Origin of the sequence: Delftia sp. JD2 (genome assembly GCF_001682645.1) — a bacterium.
Classification (GTDB): Bacteria; Pseudomonadota; Gammaproteobacteria; order Burkholderiales; family Burkholderiaceae_C; genus Comamonas; species Comamonas acidovorans.
This window is the reverse complement of record NZ_LFJT01000007.1, coordinates 23,993-39,141: the sequence shown is the minus strand read 5'-3', so window position 1 is coordinate 39,141 and position 15,149 is coordinate 23,993. Positions and strand designations below refer to the sequence as shown.

At 66.3% G+C, this 15,149-nt stretch carries 15 protein-coding genes; 8 read left to right on the top strand and 7 right to left on the bottom strand.

What is annotated here, in order from left to right:
- Window positions 1–41 precede the first annotated feature (41 nt).
- Both lolA and ACM14_RS05700 read right to left on the bottom strand, forming a co-directional pair.
- Window positions 42–677 (bottom strand): outer membrane lipoprotein chaperone LolA, encoded by a 636-nt coding sequence (lolA, locus tag ACM14_RS05705; protein ID WP_043825056.1) that lies wholly within the window; start codon window positions 675–677, stop codon window positions 42–44.
- 29 nt (window positions 678–706) lie between these two features.
- Entirely contained in the window at window positions 707–3,070 is a 2,364-nt protein-coding gene (locus ACM14_RS05700; protein ID WP_065345601.1) for a DNA translocase FtsK, read from the bottom strand.
- Window positions 3,071–3,331: 261 nt separating this feature from the next.
- Here ACM14_RS05700 and trxB point away from each other — a divergent pair, with 261 nt between their 5' ends.
- The 3 genes from trxB to rpmG all read left to right on the top strand — a co-directional run bounded on the left by trxB (window position 3,332) and on the right by rpmG (window position 4,977).
- Window positions 3,332–4,285 carry a thioredoxin-disulfide reductase gene (gene trxB / locus ACM14_RS05695; RefSeq protein WP_065345600.1) on the top strand — a complete coding sequence of 318 codons (954 nt, stop codon included), beginning with the start codon at window positions 3,332–3,334 and terminating at the stop codon, window positions 4,283–4,285.
- A 267-nt stretch (window positions 4,286–4,552) separates the two neighbouring features.
- A complete protein-coding gene (gene rpmB / locus ACM14_RS05690) occupies window positions 4,553–4,786 on the top strand; it encodes a 50S ribosomal protein L28 (RefSeq protein ID WP_012207163.1) in 234 nt (77 codons plus the stop codon).
- Between the two features lie 20 nt (window positions 4,787–4,806).
- Window positions 4,807–4,977: a 50S ribosomal protein L33 gene (rpmG, locus tag ACM14_RS05685; RefSeq protein WP_012207164.1), complete on the top strand. Its 171-nt coding sequence runs from the start codon at window positions 4,807–4,809 to the stop codon at window positions 4,975–4,977.
- 120 nt (window positions 4,978–5,097) lie between these two features.
- Here the strand turns inward: rpmG and ACM14_RS05680 are convergent, their stop codons facing one another.
- Entirely contained in the window at window positions 5,098–6,582 is a 1,485-nt protein-coding gene (locus tag ACM14_RS05680; RefSeq protein ID WP_065345599.1) for a PLP-dependent aminotransferase family protein, read from the bottom strand.
- Between the two features lie 212 nt (window positions 6,583–6,794).
- Here ACM14_RS05680 and ACM14_RS05675 point away from each other — a divergent pair, with 212 nt between their 5' ends.
- Window positions 6,795–7,163: a hypothetical protein gene (locus ACM14_RS05675; protein ID WP_065345598.1), complete on the top strand. Its 369-nt coding sequence runs from the start codon at window positions 6,795–6,797 to the stop codon at window positions 7,161–7,163.
- Here the strand turns inward: ACM14_RS05675 and ACM14_RS05670 are convergent.
- Together ACM14_RS05670 and ACM14_RS05665 are read right to left on the bottom strand one after the other, a co-directional pair.
- Window positions 7,138–8,361 carry a fatty acid desaturase gene (locus ACM14_RS05670; RefSeq protein ID WP_065345597.1) on the bottom strand — a complete coding sequence of 408 codons (1,224 nt, stop codon included), beginning with the start codon at window positions 8,359–8,361 and terminating at the stop codon, window positions 7,138–7,140. The genes ACM14_RS05675 and ACM14_RS05670 overlap by 26 nt on opposite strands.
- A 115-nt stretch (window positions 8,362–8,476) precedes the next feature.
- A complete protein-coding gene (locus ACM14_RS05665; protein ID WP_065345596.1) occupies window positions 8,477–9,805 on the bottom strand; it encodes an RsmB/NOP family class I SAM-dependent RNA methyltransferase in 1,329 nt (442 codons plus the stop codon).
- 92 nt (window positions 9,806–9,897) lie between these two features.
- Between ACM14_RS05665 and ACM14_RS05660 the strand changes: the two genes are divergently transcribed.
- Complete coding sequence (locus tag ACM14_RS05660; protein ID WP_012207169.1) at window positions 9,898–10,170, top strand: DUF1653 domain-containing protein; 273 nt, start codon at window positions 9,898–9,900, stop codon at window positions 10,168–10,170.
- A 7-nt stretch (window positions 10,171–10,177) separates the two neighbouring features.
- On the opposite strand, the gene purN is transcribed toward ACM14_RS05660, so the two are convergent.
- Window positions 10,178–10,756, bottom strand: a complete 579-nt coding sequence (gene purN, locus ACM14_RS05655; protein ID WP_012207170.1) for a phosphoribosylglycinamide formyltransferase — start codon at window positions 10,754–10,756, stop codon at window positions 10,178–10,180.
- A 98-nt stretch (window positions 10,757–10,854) separates the two neighbouring features.
- Between purN and ACM14_RS05650 the strand changes: the two genes are divergently transcribed.
- From ACM14_RS05650 to ACM14_RS05640, 3 genes are all read left to right on the top strand, one after another.
- Window positions 10,855–11,535 (top strand): YceH family protein, encoded by a 681-nt coding sequence (locus ACM14_RS05650; RefSeq protein WP_043796599.1) that lies wholly within the window; start codon window positions 10,855–10,857, stop codon window positions 11,533–11,535.
- 153 nt (window positions 11,536–11,688) lie between these two features.
- A complete protein-coding gene (locus ACM14_RS05645; protein WP_012207172.1) occupies window positions 11,689–12,870 on the top strand; it encodes an acyl-CoA dehydrogenase family protein in 1,182 nt (393 codons plus the stop codon).
- Window positions 12,871–12,939: 69 nt separating this feature from the next.
- Window positions 12,940–14,055, top strand: a complete 1,116-nt coding sequence (locus tag ACM14_RS05640; RefSeq protein ID WP_065345595.1) for an acyl-CoA dehydrogenase family protein — start codon at window positions 12,940–12,942, stop codon at window positions 14,053–14,055.
- 95 nt (window positions 14,056–14,150) lie between these two features.
- Here ACM14_RS05640 and ACM14_RS05635 read toward each other — a convergent pair whose 3' ends face one another.
- A complete protein-coding gene (locus ACM14_RS05635; protein WP_065345594.1) occupies window positions 14,151–15,098 on the bottom strand; it encodes a bestrophin family protein in 948 nt (315 codons plus the stop codon).
- Window positions 15,099–15,149: the final 51 nt, after the last annotated feature.

Genomic DNA, 15,149 nt, shown 5'->3' with positions numbered 1-15,149 from the left:
CTGTGACAGGCCTGAAGGGTTGCCCCGCGCGGCAACGCGGCTTACTGCTTGAGCACGTCGGCGCCCGCTGGCACCTTGAAATCGAAAGTCGAGGCCGGCAGGGACGCCTGGGTCTGCAGCTGGCTGAAGCGGATCAGCGAACGCTGGCCAAAGCTGTCCAGGATGTCCAGCGCCGAAAGCTGGCCATCGGCCGCAAAGCCCACGCGCACGCTCTTGAGCTGGCCGTTCTTGTCCTTGGGACTGGCCTGGACCCATTGCAGGCCATCCTGCTCGGGCGCGGACTGCAGATCGAAGTCGGCGCTCAACGCCTTCAGATCGTTGGCCGACGCCAGGATGGCGGCCGGCGTGCTGCCCAGGGCCTGGGCCTGGGGGCGCTGCGTGACCTGGTTGAGGTCGGCGTCATAGAGCCACAGCGTCTTGCCGTCGGCGACGATGGTCTGCTCGAACGGCTTGGTGTAGACGAACCTGAACTTGCCGGGACGCTGGAATTCGAATTGGCCGCTGGAGTTCTTGGTGCGCGGCGGCTGGCCATCCTTGGACGGGGCCGTGACGGCCTGGGTGAATTCGGCGCGGCCGGCCTGGGAATTCTTCATGAAGGCTTCCAGGCTCTTGAGGCCATCGGCCCACGAGGCCGTCGCGCTTGCCGCGATCACAACTGCAGTCAACAGACGTTTCATTCTTTCTCCATGATTGCGGGGAAGCGGGCTCATTCCCCGGCGCGCGCGGGCACCAGCACTTCGCGCTGCCCGCTGGCCGTGAGACCGCTGACGAGGCCCGCCTTTTCCATATCTTCCAGCAGGCGCGCCGAGCGGTTGTAACCAATCCTGAGCTTGCGCTGCACATACGAGATGCTGGCCTTGCGGTCCTTGAGGACCACTTCCACGGCCTGGTCGTACATGGGGTCCTTCTCGCCGTTGCCGCCGTCGCCGGACTCCGAGCCGAACTCGCTGTCGCCCTCGGCCGTGCCGCCTTCGAGCACGCCTTCGATGTAGTCGGCCTCGCCCTGCTCCTTGAGGTAGCCCACCACGCGGTGCACTTCCTCGTCCGACACGAAGGCGCCGTGCACGCGCACGGGCAGGCCCGTGCCGCTGGCCATGTAGAGCATGTCGCCCATGCCCAGCAGGGATTCGGCGCCCATCTGGTCAAGCACGGTGCGGCTGTCGATCTTGCTGCTGACCTGGAAGGCGATGCGCGTGGGGATGTTGGCCTTGATCAGGCCGGTGATCACGTCCACGCTGGGGCGCTGGGTGGCCAGGATCAGGTGGATGCCAGCCGCGCGGGCCTTCTGGGCCAGGCGCGCGATCAGCTCCTCGATCTTCTTGCCGACCACCATCATCAGGTCGGCCAGCTCGTCGATGACGATGACGATGTGCGGCAGGCGCTGCAGAGGCTCAGGCTCCTCGGGCGTGAGGCTGAAGGGGTTGGGAATGGATTCCTCGCGCGCCTTGGCCTCGTCGATCTTGGCGTTGTAGCCCGCCAGATTGCGCACGCCCAGCTTGCTCATGAGCTTGTAGCGGCGCTCCATCTCGGCCACGCACCAGTTCAGGCCATTGGCAGCCTGCTTCATGTCGGTGACCACGGGGCACAGCAGGTGAGGAATGCCTTCATAGACCGACATTTCCAGCATCTTGGGGTCGATCATCAGCAGGCGCACATCGCGGGCCTCGGCCTTGTACAGCAGCGACAGGATCATGGCGTTGATCCCCACCGACTTGCCCGAACCCGTGGTGCCGGCCACCAGCACGTGCGGCATCTTGGCCAGATCGGCCACGACCGGATTGCCCACGATGTCCTTGCCCAGGCCCATGGTCAGCATGCTCTTGGCGTCGTGGTAGACCTGCGAGCCCAGCACCTCGGACAGGCGGATGGACTGGCGCTTGGCATTGGGCAGCTCCAGCGCCATGAAATTCTTGCCGGGAATCGTCTCGATCACGCGGATGGACACCAGGGACAGCGAGCGCGCCAGATCCTTGGCCAGGTTCACGATCTGCGAGCCCTTGACGCCCGTGGCCGGCTCGATCTCGTAGCGCGTGATCACGGGGCCGGGCATGGCGGCGACCACATGCACATCGACACCAAAGTCCTTGAGGCGCTTTTCGATCAGCCGGCTGGTCATCTCCAGCGTCTCGGGCGAGACGCTTTCCTGGCGCTGCTGCGCCGCATCGAGCAGATCCACCTGGGGCAGCTTGCTGTCGGGCAGTTCGGAGAACAGGGGCTTCTGGCGCTCCTTGACCACGCGCACGCTGGGTAGCGCAGCCTCCTGGAGCATGGGTTCGATGATCTGCACGGGCTGCGGGTGCTGCACGGCGCTTTCCGTGCGCTCTTCCTGCACCACTTCCTCGCGCTCGCGCGCAGCGCGGCGGCCTGCGGCTTCGTCCCGGGCCTTTTCACGGCGCGCAAAAAGAAAGAGCACCCAGCCGTCCAGGCGTGCGCCCATGGATTCGGCCAGATGACCCCAGGAAAAGCGGAACACCATGGCCAGGCCGATCACGGCCACGCAGATGCCGATCAGGCCCGAGCCCATGAAGCCCAGCCACTGCAGGCTGTGGTACCCCAGCATGTAGCCGAAGACACCGCCGGCCGGGCCGGGCAGCACGCTCTCGAAGCGGTACAGGCGCGTCCACTCCAGTGCGCAGCTCGCACCCAGCAGCAGCAGCAGCCCGCCCCAAAAGCGCAGGCGCCGGCGCCACAGGGGCGGCAGTGGCACACCGTCGCGCGGCACGCCGCCGCGCAGCCAGCGCGCAAAGGAAGACAGCCAGGTCTGCAGCGAGGCCAGCACCAGCCACCAGACCGACATGCCGAAACCGAAATAGCAGGCGTCAGCCAGCCAGGCTCCGACGCGGCCCATCCAGTTGGCGACCAGGCGCGCGTGTCCCGCCCCGGAGGTGGACCACGCTGGATCCTGGGGCGAGTAGCTGAGCATGGAGGCAAGCCAGAACACCAGGGCCAGCAGCCCCGCCAGCAGCAGCATTTCGTGGCCGAAGCGCGCCACCATGCCGGGGCGCGCCGCAGACCTGGATTTGCCCTTGGCGGATGTGGAAGCGTTCAGAGCGTTCAATGAGTAAGTCATACGCAGGCGGGAGCTTACCCCAGCCCCCTCGGACTGGCCGCAAAAACAGCCAGGGCGACCCGCAAGCGTAATGCAAGCACTTGCAACAGAGCATGACACCGCCGCACGACGGCGCCACGTCGATCATTTTTGACAATCCGGGCCATTGATCCATATGGCAACGGGAACCTGACTGCGGAGCGATACTCCACAGCTGTTCCCGATGTATCTTTTTTTCTGCACGCCGACTGCCGGCGTGCGCCTTTTTCAAGAACTGCATCCATGTCTTCTACCCAACACGCCAAAGTCCTGATCCTCGGCTCCGGCCCTGCCGGCTACACGGCCGCCATCTATGCCGCGCGCGCCAACCTCAACCCGCTGCTGGTGACCGGCATGGCCCAGGGCGGCCAGCTGATGACGACGACCGAGGTGGACAACTGGCCTGCAGACGTGAACGGCGTGCAGGGCCCCGAGCTGATGCAGCGTTTTCTGGAGCACGCAGAGCGCTTCAAGACCCAGGTGGTGTTCGACCACATCCACAGCGTCGATTTCTCCAAGCGCCCCTTCACGCTGACCGGCGACTCCGGCACCTATACCTGCGACAGCCTGATCATCGCCACCGGCGCCTCGGCCAAGTACCTGGGCCTGCCCTCCGAAGAGGCCTTCATGGGCCGCGGCGTCTCCGGCTGCGCCACCTGCGACGGTTTCTTCTACCGTGAGCAGCCCGTGTGCGTCGTCGGCGGCGGCAACACGGCCGTCGAGGAAGCCCTGTACCTGTCCAACATCGCCAGCAAGGTCACCCTGGTGCACCGCCGCGACAAGTTCAAGGCCGAGCCCATCCTCGTGGACAAGCTCATGGACAAGGTCCGGGCCGGCAAGATCGAGCTCAAGACCCACTTCGTGCTCGAAGAGGTGCTGGGCGACCAGTCCGGCGTGACCGGCATCCGCATCAAGAGCACCCAGGACGGCCATGCCGAGGACATCCAGCTGCAGGGCTGCTTCATCGCCATCGGCCATGCGCCCAACACCGAGATCTTCAAGGGCCAGCTGGAGATGGACGAGACCGGCTACATCATCACCCAGGGCGGCCTCAAGGGCTTTGCCACGCAGACCAGCGTGCCCGGCGTGTTCGCGGCCGGCGACGTGCAGGACCATGTCTACCGCCAGGCCATCACCAGCGCCGGCACGGGCTGCATGGCCGCGCTGGACGCCCAGCGCTTCCTCGAACAGGAATAAGCAGGACGCCACCCTGCCCGCCCTGCTCTCCCGCAGGGCGGCAAAAGCCCCTGGCTGCAGCCGTGTTTGGCTGGCCCAGGGGCTTTTCTCATGGAGACGCTATAATCCGTGGCTTTGCTGAATTTGAAGCGCGCCTTGCTTGCATGGCCAGGACACTTTCAGCATGGGGTTACCGCCACCCTTTATGGCGAGGTGAGGTTGCCGGCAAGCCATGCAGCAAATGCAGGGCATCAGCGTCGGCGGCTGTACAACTATCGGAGTGTCCTCATGGCACGCGTATGTGAAGTAACGGGCAAGAAGCCCATGGTGGGAAACAACGTTTCCCACGCCAACAACAAGACCAAGCGTCGTTTCCTGCCCAACCTGCAATACCGCCGTTTCTGGGTTGAGAGCGAAAACCGTTGGGTGCGCCTGCGCGTTTCCAGCGCTGCTCTGCGCCTGATCGACAAGAACGGTATCGACTCCGTGCTCGCAGACCTGCGTGCCCGTGGCCAAGCCTAAATCCCTCAAGGAGAAACACCATGGCTGCTAAAGGCGGACGCGAAAAGATCAAGCTGGAATCCACTGCAGGAACCGGCCACTTCTACACCACGACCAAGAACAAGAAGACAATGCCCGAGAAGATGGCGATCATGAAGTTTGATCCCAAGGCTCGCAAGCACGTCACGTACAAGGAAATCAAGCTGAAGTAATTCAGCCTGTTCCCGGTACCGACAAAAAACCGCCCGGCGCAAGCCCGGCGGTTTTTTTGCGTCCGCTTTGTGTTGGCTTTGTGCCCGCTTTGCGTCCGTTTTTCGTCTGTTTTTCGCCTGTCACCCACTGCGCGCCGGCTGACCCAGCTGCGCACAGGCCATGGCACCCAGCTCGCGGCAGGCCTGCTCGATCACGGCATCCACCGGCAGGGTGCAGCCCAGGCGCATGCAGTGCTCGTAGCGCCCCGAGTTCGAGAACATGCTGCCCGGCGCCGTGCGGATGCCGCGCGCCAGCGCCTGCGTGAACAGCGCGGACGTGGACACGCCAGCCGGAAACTCCAGCCACAGGCTGAGCCCGCCGGGCGGCAGGCTCAGCCGCGTGCCCAGCGGGAAAAACCGCGCCACCAGCTGCGCCATGCCTTCACGCTGGCGCCGCAACTGCTGCTTGAGGCGCTGCAGATTGCGCAGATGCGCGGGCGAGCCCACGCAGGCGGCCGCCAGCAACTGGGCCAGGGTCTGGGTACCCCGGCTGCGCGCGAACTTGAGCATCTGCACCCGGCCATGCCACTGGCCAGCGTTCATCCAGCCCTGGCGCAGGCCCGGCGCCATGCTCTTGTTGAAGGCCTCGCAATAGATGACATGGCCCGGCAGGCGATCCCAGGCCTTGATGGGGCGCACGGGCTGGCTGCTTTCCACGAACAGTCCATAGGAGTCGTCCTCAATCAATGCCACGCCGTGGGCGCCGCACAGATCGACCAGCCTGGCCTTGTGCTCATCGGGAATGCGCGTACCCAGCGGCATCTGCAGCTCGGGCACGACCACCACGGCCTTCAGGCGCGGCTGGGTCTGCAGGGCCAGCTCCAGCGCCTCGATGGACAGGCCGGTGCGCGGGCTGCAGGGAATCTCCAGCGCCTGCATCTGCAAGGACTCCACCACCTGCAGCAGGCCGTAGTAGGTCGGCGACTCCACGGCCACCACATCCCCCGGCGAGGCCACGGCGGCCAGCGCCAGGCTCACGGCCTCGGAATTGCCCGTGGTCGCCAGCACATCGGCCGGTGCCACATGGATGCCCGCCGCCAGCGCGCGCCGCGCCATGGCGCGCTGGAAATCAGGGTGGCTGCCCATCATGGAGCGCCCCAGCACCAACAGGTCGGGCTGCTCGCGCAGCAGCCGGGCGGCGGTCTGGTTCAGGTAGCTGCGATCGAACAGTTCGGGCGGCGGCGTGGCACCGCCCAGGTCCACGCGCACGTCGGCCTGGCGGCCGCGCTCCAGCATCAGGGAAATGTGTTCATTGATGCCTGCGAAGTGCGGCTGCGGCAGCGGTTGCACCGGCTGGCTCAGGTCGGGCTCGCTGGCCGGGGCCAGGCCTGCAGGCCGGGCATCGCGCACGAAGTAGCCCACGCGCGGGCGGGCTTCTAGCTGGCCCAGGTCCTCCAGATGCCGCAGCGTCTGCAGCGCCGTGGACAGGCTGACCTCATGGCGGCGCATCAGCTCGCGCACGGAAGGCATGCGCTCGCCCGCCTTGAGCGTGCCCAGCTCCATGGCCAGGCTGTAGTCGGCCGCCAGGCGGCGGTACAGGGTCGGAGAGGCGCTTGCAAGGGTCATGGAACAGATGGAGAACGAATCGGGGACGAGAGGACTTGCCCGCGATCTTGCCGCAAGGCGCTGTTACGCAACAGATACAGATCCATCAGCCACAAAGCAGAACAGATCCACCGCCATCTGCACTGCTGCGATGCAACAAGCCGCGGGCTGTGCCTGTGCCGATGAGGGCCGCGTGCCTACGCTTGAGGGCCTGGAATCACAGGACACAGACCATGCACAACGCCGACACCCGCTCTTTCGAACTGCGCCATCTTGCCCCCGGCAACGATCTTCACCTGCATGTGCTGGAGGGCAGTGAACTGTTCTGCCGCCACGGCCCGCTGGAAATCACCGCCCCGCAACAGGCCTGGGCGGATGGGGCGCCCGCGCCGGCCCTCAGGCTGCAGCCGGGCCAGGGCTGGCGTGCGGGCGCCGATCTGCAGATACGGGTCCGCTCCTTGTCCCAGGCCATGGCAAGCCTGGAACTGCGGCAGAGCCCCACAGCAAAAAGCCGCATCGCCTCCGAAGAGGGGATGCGGCCCCGGGCATGGTCGGTTGCCGGCTGGCTTCGCGGCTTCAGGCGTGGGCAGCGCGCAGCTTGACGGAAAACTCCTTGAGCGCGGCAATGCCGCTGGCCTCGGCGCGATGGCACCAGGCCTGCAGATGGGCCGTCAGTTGCTCGCGCGACAGCGAGGTGTTCAGCCACAGCTGGCGCAGCTCCTCGCGCATGACCAGCATCTGGTCGAGCACGGGGTGGGCTGCGCGCGCCTGGGCCAGTTGCCCCTGTGCCTGGGCGGGCACCTTGTCGGCATCGCGGTGCAGCCAGCGGCGCGCCGTCTTGAGCAGGGACAGGTCGGCCTGCCGGGCCTTGCGCTGCTTGAGCGCATCGAGCTCGATCTGCACGGCGGCGCGCACGCCGCGCGCATAGCGGGCCATGACCTCGTAGCGGTTGGCGATCACGGCCTCCAGCGTCTTTTCGTCGGCCACGGGCTTGACGGCGCCCATGACCAGCCGCGGCGCCGTCTTCTTGACCTTGGCCCAGCCCAGCTTCTGCATGGCGCTGATGTAGACCCAGCCCACGTCGAACTCATAGCGCTTGACCGAGAACTTCGCCGAGGTCGGGTAGGTATGGTGGTTGTTGTGCAGTTCCTCGCCGCCAATGATCAGGCCCCAGGGCACGAGGTTGGTGCTGGCATCCTGGACCTCGAAGTTGCGGTAGCCCCAGAAATGGCCCAGGCCGTTGACCACGCCGGCAGCCCAGAAAGGAATCCAGGCCATCTGCACGGCCCAGATCGTCAGTCCGATGGCGCCGAACAGCAGCACGTCGATGATCAGCATCAGCGAAGGGCCCCAGATCGAATGCCGGCTGTAGAGATGACGCTCGATCCAGTCGTCGGGCGTGCCGTGGCCGAACTTCCTGAGTGTCTCGGCGTTCGCCGCCTCTTCGCGGTACAGCTCCGCACCCTGGCGCATCACGGTGTCCAGGCCACGTGTCTGCGGGCTGTGGGGGTCGTCCTCGGTTTCGCACTTGGCGTGGTGCTTGCGGTGGATGGCCACCCACTCCCTGGTGACCATGCCCGTGCCCAGCCACAGCCAGAAACGGAAGAAGTGCGAAGGAACCGGCCCCAGGTCCAGCGAGCGGTGGGCCTGGCAGCGGTGCAGGAAGATGGTGACGCCCGCAATGGTGATGTGGGTGGTGGCCAGGGCGTACAGCAGCAGCTGCCACCACGACAGCTGCCACAGGCCATGGGCCATCCAATCCACGGCGAGGTTCCAAACCGATCCGAAATCCAGCGACATAACCGAAGCCTTTGGCAAGGCGGCGCCCAATGGCACCGATGCCTCAATTTTAGGCGATGCGCCTACAAAGGCATTCGGCAATCTCCTGCGATTTACAGCTTATTGCGTCTGCAAGTTACGGCTTCCGGGTCCAAACGGCGGCGAAAAAGCCATCCGTCTCATGGCGCTGCGGCCACAGGCGCAGGTACTGCGTGCCGGTCTCGCCGCCGCTGCACAGCGCATCGCCCTGCTCCACCTTGAGCTGGGCCAGCAGTTCGCCGGCATCAATGGCCACGAAGTCAGAGTGCTCCGCTGCAAAGGCTTCGGCGATGGCTTCGTTTTCCTGGGGCAGGACCGAACAGGTGGCATAGACCAGGCGCCCACCCGGCTTGACCAGGCGCGCTGCACTGGCCAGGATGGCCGCCTGCTTTTGCGTGAGCTCCTCGATGGCCTTGGCCGACTGGCGCCACTTGAGGTCGGGATTGCGGCGCAGCGTGCCCAGGCCCGAGCAGGGCGCATCGACCAGCACGCGGTCGATCTTGCCGGCCAGGCGCTTGACGCGGTCGTCGCGCTCATGGGCGATGGCCGCAGGGTGCACATTCGACAGGCCCGAGCGCGCCAAGCGTGGCTTCAGGGCTTCGAGCCGGTGGCCGGACACATCGAAGGCGTACAGGCGCCCCGTGCTGCGCATGGACGCGCCAATGGCCAGGGTCTTGCCGCCTGCGCCGGCGCAGAAATCGACCACCATTTCGCCGCGCTTGGCGTCCAGCATCAGCGCCAGCAGCTGGGAGCCTTCATCCTGCACCTCGATGGCGCCGCGCGTGAAGGCGTCCAGCCGGGCCAGCGCAGGCTTGCCCTGCACGCGCAGGCCCCAGGGCGAGTACGGCGTGGCTTCGGCGGCGATGCCGGCATCGGCCAGTTCCTTTTGCACATCGGCGCGCTTGGCGTTCAGCGCATTGACGCGCAGATCCAGCGGTGCGGCCTGCTCCATGCTCTGGGCAAAGGCCCAGAAATCTTCGCCCAGCTGCTGCTTGAGCGGCGCGACCAGCCACTCGGGCAGGTTGTGGCGGTGCGGCTCCATCAGCTCATCGGGGCGCACGGCATCGCATGCGTCCAGCCATTGCAGTTCCTGGGGGGACAGCGCCGCGCGCGCAAAGCCGAGCGCCTCCTTGACGCCCTGCTCGGACTTGCCGGCCACGCGGGCCAGGGCTTCCTGGCTATGGGTAAAACCCAGGATGGCCAGCCTGCGCTCACGCGAGCCGCTGCCAGAACGCGCCAGGCTCTCAAAAAGCAGCTTCTTGCGCAGCACGGTGTAGGCGGTTTCGGCCAACGCGGCACGCTCGCGCGGGCCCAGGTTGCGGTTTTCACGGAAAAAGCGTGACACCACGGCGTCGGCCGGGTGTTCGAAAGTCAGGGTGCGCTTGACCAGTTCGGCGCAGGCGTCGAGAAGCTGTTTGGGATGCATGGGCGCAATTGTCCCACTGCCTTGCAAATCCGAGAGGGCCACAGGTCGGAACCCGCAGCAGCCCCCGGCTGGCGCAGCTACCATGGCGCCCCATGACCGACGACGACCTGCCTCCCCTGATCCCCACGCCCCCGGGCCTGTACCGCCACTACAAGGGCGCCCTCTACGAAGTGCTCGCCACCGTGCGCCACAGCGAGACGCGCGAGTCCATGACGCTGTACCGCGCGCTCTATGGCGAGCGCGGCCTGTGGGTGCGGCCTGCCGCCATGTTCAATGAAACCGTGGTCATCGACGGCGTGGAGCAGCCCCGCTTTGCACGCTGCCCCGAGCCGGAGCAGCAGGCCTTTCAGAGCGAGGGCCTGTGAGCAGACCCTAGCCCCGCATCAACTGCGCCACGGCGCGCGGGTAGATGAGGTGCTCCTGCACCAGCACGCGCGCGGCCAGCGCCTGGGCCGTGTCGCCGGGCAGTACGGGCACCACGGCCTGCTCCAGGATGGGCCCCACATCCAGCTCGGCCGTAACGCGGTGCACGGTGCAGCCGGCAAAGCGGCAGCCTGCATCGATCGCCCGCTGGTGCGTGTGCAGACCCGTGAAGGCGGGCAGCAGCGAGGGGTGGATGTTGATCATGCGCCCCTCGTAATGCGCCACGAAGCCCGGCGTGAGGATGCGCATGAAGCCGGCCAGCACGATCAGCGAAGGCGCGTGGCGGTCGATCACCTGGGCCAGCTCGGCATCAAACGCCTCGCGGCTGGGAAACGGGCGGTGGTCCAGCACCTCGGTGGCAATGCCTTGCTCGCGCGCGAAAACAAGGCCCGAAGCCTCGGCCTTGTTGCTGACCACGGCGGCCACGCGGGCGCCGTAACGCCGCGCCCAGTCCTGTTGCTGCGAAGCACGCACAATGGCAGCCATGTTCGAGCCGCCGCCCGAGATCAGGATCACGATATTTTTCATGGGCGGCGATTGTCGCACCGCAGGCCGCGCGGCCTGCGCCAGCCCCGGCAAGGCCCATGGCCCTGCCGGGCCTTGTCACCTCTTCCGTCCAGACACCCATGCCATTCGATCCCCGCTCCACCCCCCTGACCGCTGTCGAAGCCCGCGTGCTGGCCACCCTGATGGAGAAGGCGCGCACCGTGCCCGACAGCTACCCGCTCACGCTCAACGCGCTGGTCACGGGCTGCAACCAGAAAAGCAGCCGTGATCCGGTGATGGAAGTCAGCGAAGGCGAGGCCCAGGAAGCGCTGGACAGCCTGCGCCTGCGCACCATGTCCGTACAGATCAGCAGCGCGCGCGCCACGCGCTGGGAGCACAACTTCCCGCGCGGCGTGGGGGTGCCCGACCAGAGTGCCGTGCTGCTGTCCCTGCTGATGCTGCGCGGCCCGCAGACGGCGGGCGAGCTGCGCATCAACTCCGAGCGCTGGCACCGCTTCGCCGACATCTCATCGGTCGAAGCCTTCCTGGAAGAGCTGCGCGAACGCAGCGAGGAAAAAGGCGGCCCGCTGGTCGTGCTGCTGCCACGCGCGCCTGGCGCACGCGAGCAGCGCTGGGCCCATCTTCTGTGCGGCCCCGTGGACGTGAACGCCATGGCCCAGCCCCCCGCTGCAGCAGGCGCACGCGGCGATGCCCTGGCCCAGCGCGTGGTCGATCTCGAAGCCCAGGTACAGCAATTGCAGGCACGTCTTGCGCATGTCTATGCACAGCTGGGGCTGGAGGAGCCCGGCCAATCCAGCTGATCGCCTGCGCTCAGGCAGCCCCAGCAGCAAGCCCCGGACGGCCCCGCCGCCCGGGGCTTGCTGCATCAGGGATTGCCATAGGTTGTCACGCCCTGGACAGTCCAAAAAAGAACGTGCGTGCTACAAAAGCCGGGATTGAAGGAGACACAGTCCATGGACCTGGCATTTACCCCTGAAGAACAGTCCTTTCGCGAGGAAGTCCGCGCCTGGGTGCGGGCCAACCTGCCCCAGGACATCGCGCACAAGGTGCGCCATTCGCTGCGCCTGACGCGCGACGACCTGCAGAACTGGGCCAAGATTCTTGGCAAGAAAGGCTGGCTGGGCTACGGCTGGCCCAAGCAGTTCGGCGGCCCCGGCTGGACAGCCGTGCAAAAGCATCTGTTCGAGGAGGAATGCGCCCTGGCCTGTGCCCCGCGCATCATTCCCTTCGGCCCCGTGATGGTGGCGCCCGTGATCATGGCCTACGGCTCGCCCGAGCAGCAGCAGCGCTTTCTGCCCGGCATTGCCAGCGGCGAGGTCTGGTGGAGCCAGGGCTACTCGGAGCCGGGCTCGGGATCGGACCTGGCCAGCCTCAAGACCCGTGCCGAGCGCGTGGGCGACAAGTACATCGTCAACGGCCAGAAGACCTGGACCACGCTGGGCCAGTACGGCGAGTGGATCTTCTGCCTGGTGCGCACCAGCAACGAGGGCAAGCCCCAGACCGGCATCAGCTTCCTGCTGGTGGACATGAAGAGCCCCGGCGTGACCGTGCGCCCGATCAAGCTGCTGGACGGCGAGTGCGAGGTCAACGAGGTCTTCTTCGACAACGTCGAGGTGCCGGCCGAGAACCTTATCGGCGAGGAAAACAAGGGCTGGACCTACGCCAAGCACCTGTTGAGCCACGAGCGCACCAACATCGCCGACGTGAACCGCGCCAAGCGCGAGCTGGAGCGCCTCAAGCGCATCGCCAAGGCCGAAGGCGTCTACGAGGACCAGCGTTTCCGCGACGAGATCGCCAAGCTCGAAGTCGACGTGGTGGCGCTGGAAATGCTGGTGCTGCGCGTGCTGTCGGCCGAGAAATCGGGCAAGAACCCGCTGGACATCGCCGGCCTGCTCAAGATCAAGGGCAGCGAGATCCAGCAGCGCTACTCCGAGTTGATGATGCAGGCCGCCGGCCCCTTCAGCCTGCCCTTCATCGAAGAGGCCATGGAAGCCGGCTGGCAGGGCGACTTCCCCGGCGGCGTGGTGGACAACGCGCCGCTGGCATCGACGTACTTCAACATGCGCAAGACGACGATCTACGGCGGCTCCAACGAGGTGCAAAGAAACATCGTCGCTCAGACGGTGCTGGGCTGATTTTGGCTGGAGTTTCGCTGAACCCAGAAGTGCGCCGGACGCGCTTCGATCAGCTTCGGGAGACAGAAAATGGACTTTGATTTTTCGGATGACCAGCAGCAACTGCGCGACGCCGTGCGCCGCTGGGTGGACAAGGGCTATACCTTCGAGCGCCGCCGCTCCATCGTCGAGGCGGGCGGTTTTTCGCGCGAGGTCTGGGGCGAGCTCGCCGAACTGGGCCTGACGGCCTTGACCGTGCCCGAGGAGCACGGCGGCCTGGGCCTGGGCGCCACCGACGTGATGGTGGTGATGGAGGAGTTGGGCCGCGGCCTGGTGATGGAGCCGCTGGCGCAGGCCTTTGTGGCAGCCGGCGTGCTCGGCAAGCACGCCGACGCCTCCGTGGCAGGCCAGTGGCTGCCGCGCGTGGCCAGCGGCGAGGCCCTGGTCGTGCTGGCACACCAGGAGCGCCAGGCCCGCTACCGCCTCGATGTCTGTGCCGCCAAGGCCAGCAAGAGCGGCAGCGGCTACACGGTGGACGCCACCAAGAGCGTGGTGCCTGCAGGCGACGCGGCCGACGCCTTTCTGGTGCCGGCCCAGTTGGACGGCAAGATCGCCCTCTTCCTGGTGGAACGCAGCGCCAGCGGCGTCAGCACCCAGGGCTACCGCACCCAGGACGGCAGCCGCGCGGCCGAGCTGCGCTGCCAGGCGGCCCCCGCCACGCTGGTGACGGCCGATGGCCTGGCCGCCCTCACGCTGGCCCAGGACGCCGCCAACGCCGCGCTGTGCGCCGAAGGCGTGGGCGCCATGGAGCAGACGCTGAAGCTCACCACCGAGTACATGAACCAGCGCAAGCAGTTCAACACGGTGATCGCCAGCTTCCAGGCCCTGCGCCACCGCGTGGCCGACATGAAGATGCAGCTGGAGCTGGCCCGCTCCATGAGCTATTACGCCAGCCTCAAGATGAGCGCAGCCGATGCTGAGCGCCACGTGGCCATCGCGCGCGCCAAGGTCCAGCTGGGCCAGTCGCTGCGTTTTGTCGGCCAGCAGTCGGTCCAGCTGCACGGCGGCATCGGCGTGACCGACGAGTACGCGGGCAGCCACTACTTCAAGCGCCTGACGCAGATGGAGATGACGGGCGGTGACACCTTGCATCACCTGGGCATCGTCTCCGCGAAGATGCAGGACACGGCCGGCGTGTTTGCCTGAGGTCTGACCTCACCGCGCCGCACCGCACCACACCAGGCCCCGCAGAAAACTGCGGGGCTTTTTTCATGGGCCTTTGCCCATGTCTGCCCGCCGTCTCAGGTCAGCCGGTAGCCCTCCGGCCTGAGCGGTGCCGGCAGATCCGTCTCGCCCAGCGTGCAGCCCAGGCTGATCTCGATGGAGCGGCAGATGGTGTCCAGCGGCAGGTCGTTGCTCTCCAGGCCAAAGGGCTCTTCGAGTTCATCGCCCAGGGCGTCGAGCCCATAGAAGGTGTAGGCCACGATGGCCACGACAAAGGGCGTCATGAACCCGGTCGTGTCCACCAGGCCGAACGGCAGCAGAAAGCAGTACATATAGGCCGTGCGGTGCAGCAGCAGCGCATAGGAGAACGGCATGGGCGTGTTGCGAATGCGCTCGCACGAGGCGGCTGCCGCCGTCATGCGCGTGAAGGTCTTGTCCATGGACGCGGCCAGGCAGGGGTCCATCTCGCCACGGCGCACGCACTGCGCCAGATCGCGGCCCATGGACATCATCAGTGCGTCGCAGCGCTGCTCCAGCGGCAGGCCCTGGAGCTGGCGCCATTCCTTGTCCTCCAGCCAGCGGCCTGCGGCCACATCCTCGTGCAGCCCGCGCAACTGCGTCCGCAGCAGATGCGCAAAGGCGATCGCCCGGTGCACCATGCGCACGCGCACATCGCTGCTGCGCCGGGCCGGGTCCGGATCGCCATCGATGACGATCAGGCTCTGGCACTGGCGCGCCAGCGTGCGCGCGCAGATCACCATCTCGCCCCAGAGCTTGCGGCCTTCCCAGTAGCGGTCATAGGCGGTGTTGTTGCGAAAGCCCAGGAAGATGGCCAGCGGCAGGCCGATCAGCGTGAAAGGGATGGGCGTCACCGTGATCTTGACGTCGAACAGGTTGCCATGCACCAGAGTGATGATGGCGGCGAACACGATGTTCACGAGCAGCGTGACCTGGATACGCTGGAGCACCGAGCCCCGCAAAATCAGAAACAGCCTGAGGCCGGCGGGGCGATCACGGACGATCATGGGGATATCGCTAGGTATAAACCCTTATTCGATCACACATTGAGCAAGTCA

What these genes read in the sequence shown, in the direction of transcription:
- lolA (WP_043825056.1), bottom strand. Translation starts at nt 677, where the DNA reads ATGAAACGTCTGTTGACTGCAGTTGTGATCGCGGCAAGCGCGACGGCC.
- ACM14_RS05700 (WP_065345601.1), bottom strand. Translation starts at nt 3,070, where the DNA reads ATGACTTACTCATTGAACGCTCTGAACGCTTCCACATCCGCCAAGGGC.
- trxB (WP_065345600.1), top strand. Translation starts at nt 3,332, where the DNA reads ATGTCTTCTACCCAACACGCCAAAGTCCTGATCCTCGGCTCCGGCCCT.
- rpmB (WP_012207163.1), top strand. Translation starts at nt 4,553, where the DNA reads ATGGCACGCGTATGTGAAGTAACGGGCAAGAAGCCCATGGTGGGAAAC.
- rpmG (WP_012207164.1), top strand. Translation starts at nt 4,807, where the DNA reads ATGGCTGCTAAAGGCGGACGCGAAAAGATCAAGCTGGAATCCACTGCA.
- ACM14_RS05680 (WP_065345599.1), bottom strand. Translation starts at nt 6,582, where the DNA reads ATGACCCTTGCAAGCGCCTCTCCGACCCTGTACCGCCGCCTGGCGGCC.
- ACM14_RS05675 (WP_065345598.1), top strand. Translation starts at nt 6,795, where the DNA reads ATGCACAACGCCGACACCCGCTCTTTCGAACTGCGCCATCTTGCCCCC.
- ACM14_RS05670 (WP_065345597.1), bottom strand. Translation starts at nt 8,361, where the DNA reads ATGTCGCTGGATTTCGGATCGGTTTGGAACCTCGCCGTGGATTGGATG.
- ACM14_RS05665 (WP_065345596.1), bottom strand. Translation starts at nt 9,805, where the DNA reads ATGCATCCCAAACAGCTTCTCGACGCCTGCGCCGAACTGGTCAAGCGC.
- ACM14_RS05660 (WP_012207169.1), top strand. Translation starts at nt 9,898, where the DNA reads ATGACCGACGACGACCTGCCTCCCCTGATCCCCACGCCCCCGGGCCTG.
- purN (WP_012207170.1), bottom strand. Translation starts at nt 10,756, where the DNA reads ATGAAAAATATCGTGATCCTGATCTCGGGCGGCGGCTCGAACATGGCT.
- ACM14_RS05650 (WP_043796599.1), top strand. Translation starts at nt 10,855, where the DNA reads ATGCCATTCGATCCCCGCTCCACCCCCCTGACCGCTGTCGAAGCCCGC.
- ACM14_RS05645 (WP_012207172.1), top strand. Translation starts at nt 11,689, where the DNA reads ATGGACCTGGCATTTACCCCTGAAGAACAGTCCTTTCGCGAGGAAGTC.
- ACM14_RS05640 (WP_065345595.1), top strand. Translation starts at nt 12,940, where the DNA reads ATGGACTTTGATTTTTCGGATGACCAGCAGCAACTGCGCGACGCCGTG.
- ACM14_RS05635 (WP_065345594.1), bottom strand. Translation starts at nt 15,098, where the DNA reads ATGATCGTCCGTGATCGCCCCGCCGGCCTCAGGCTGTTTCTGATTTTG.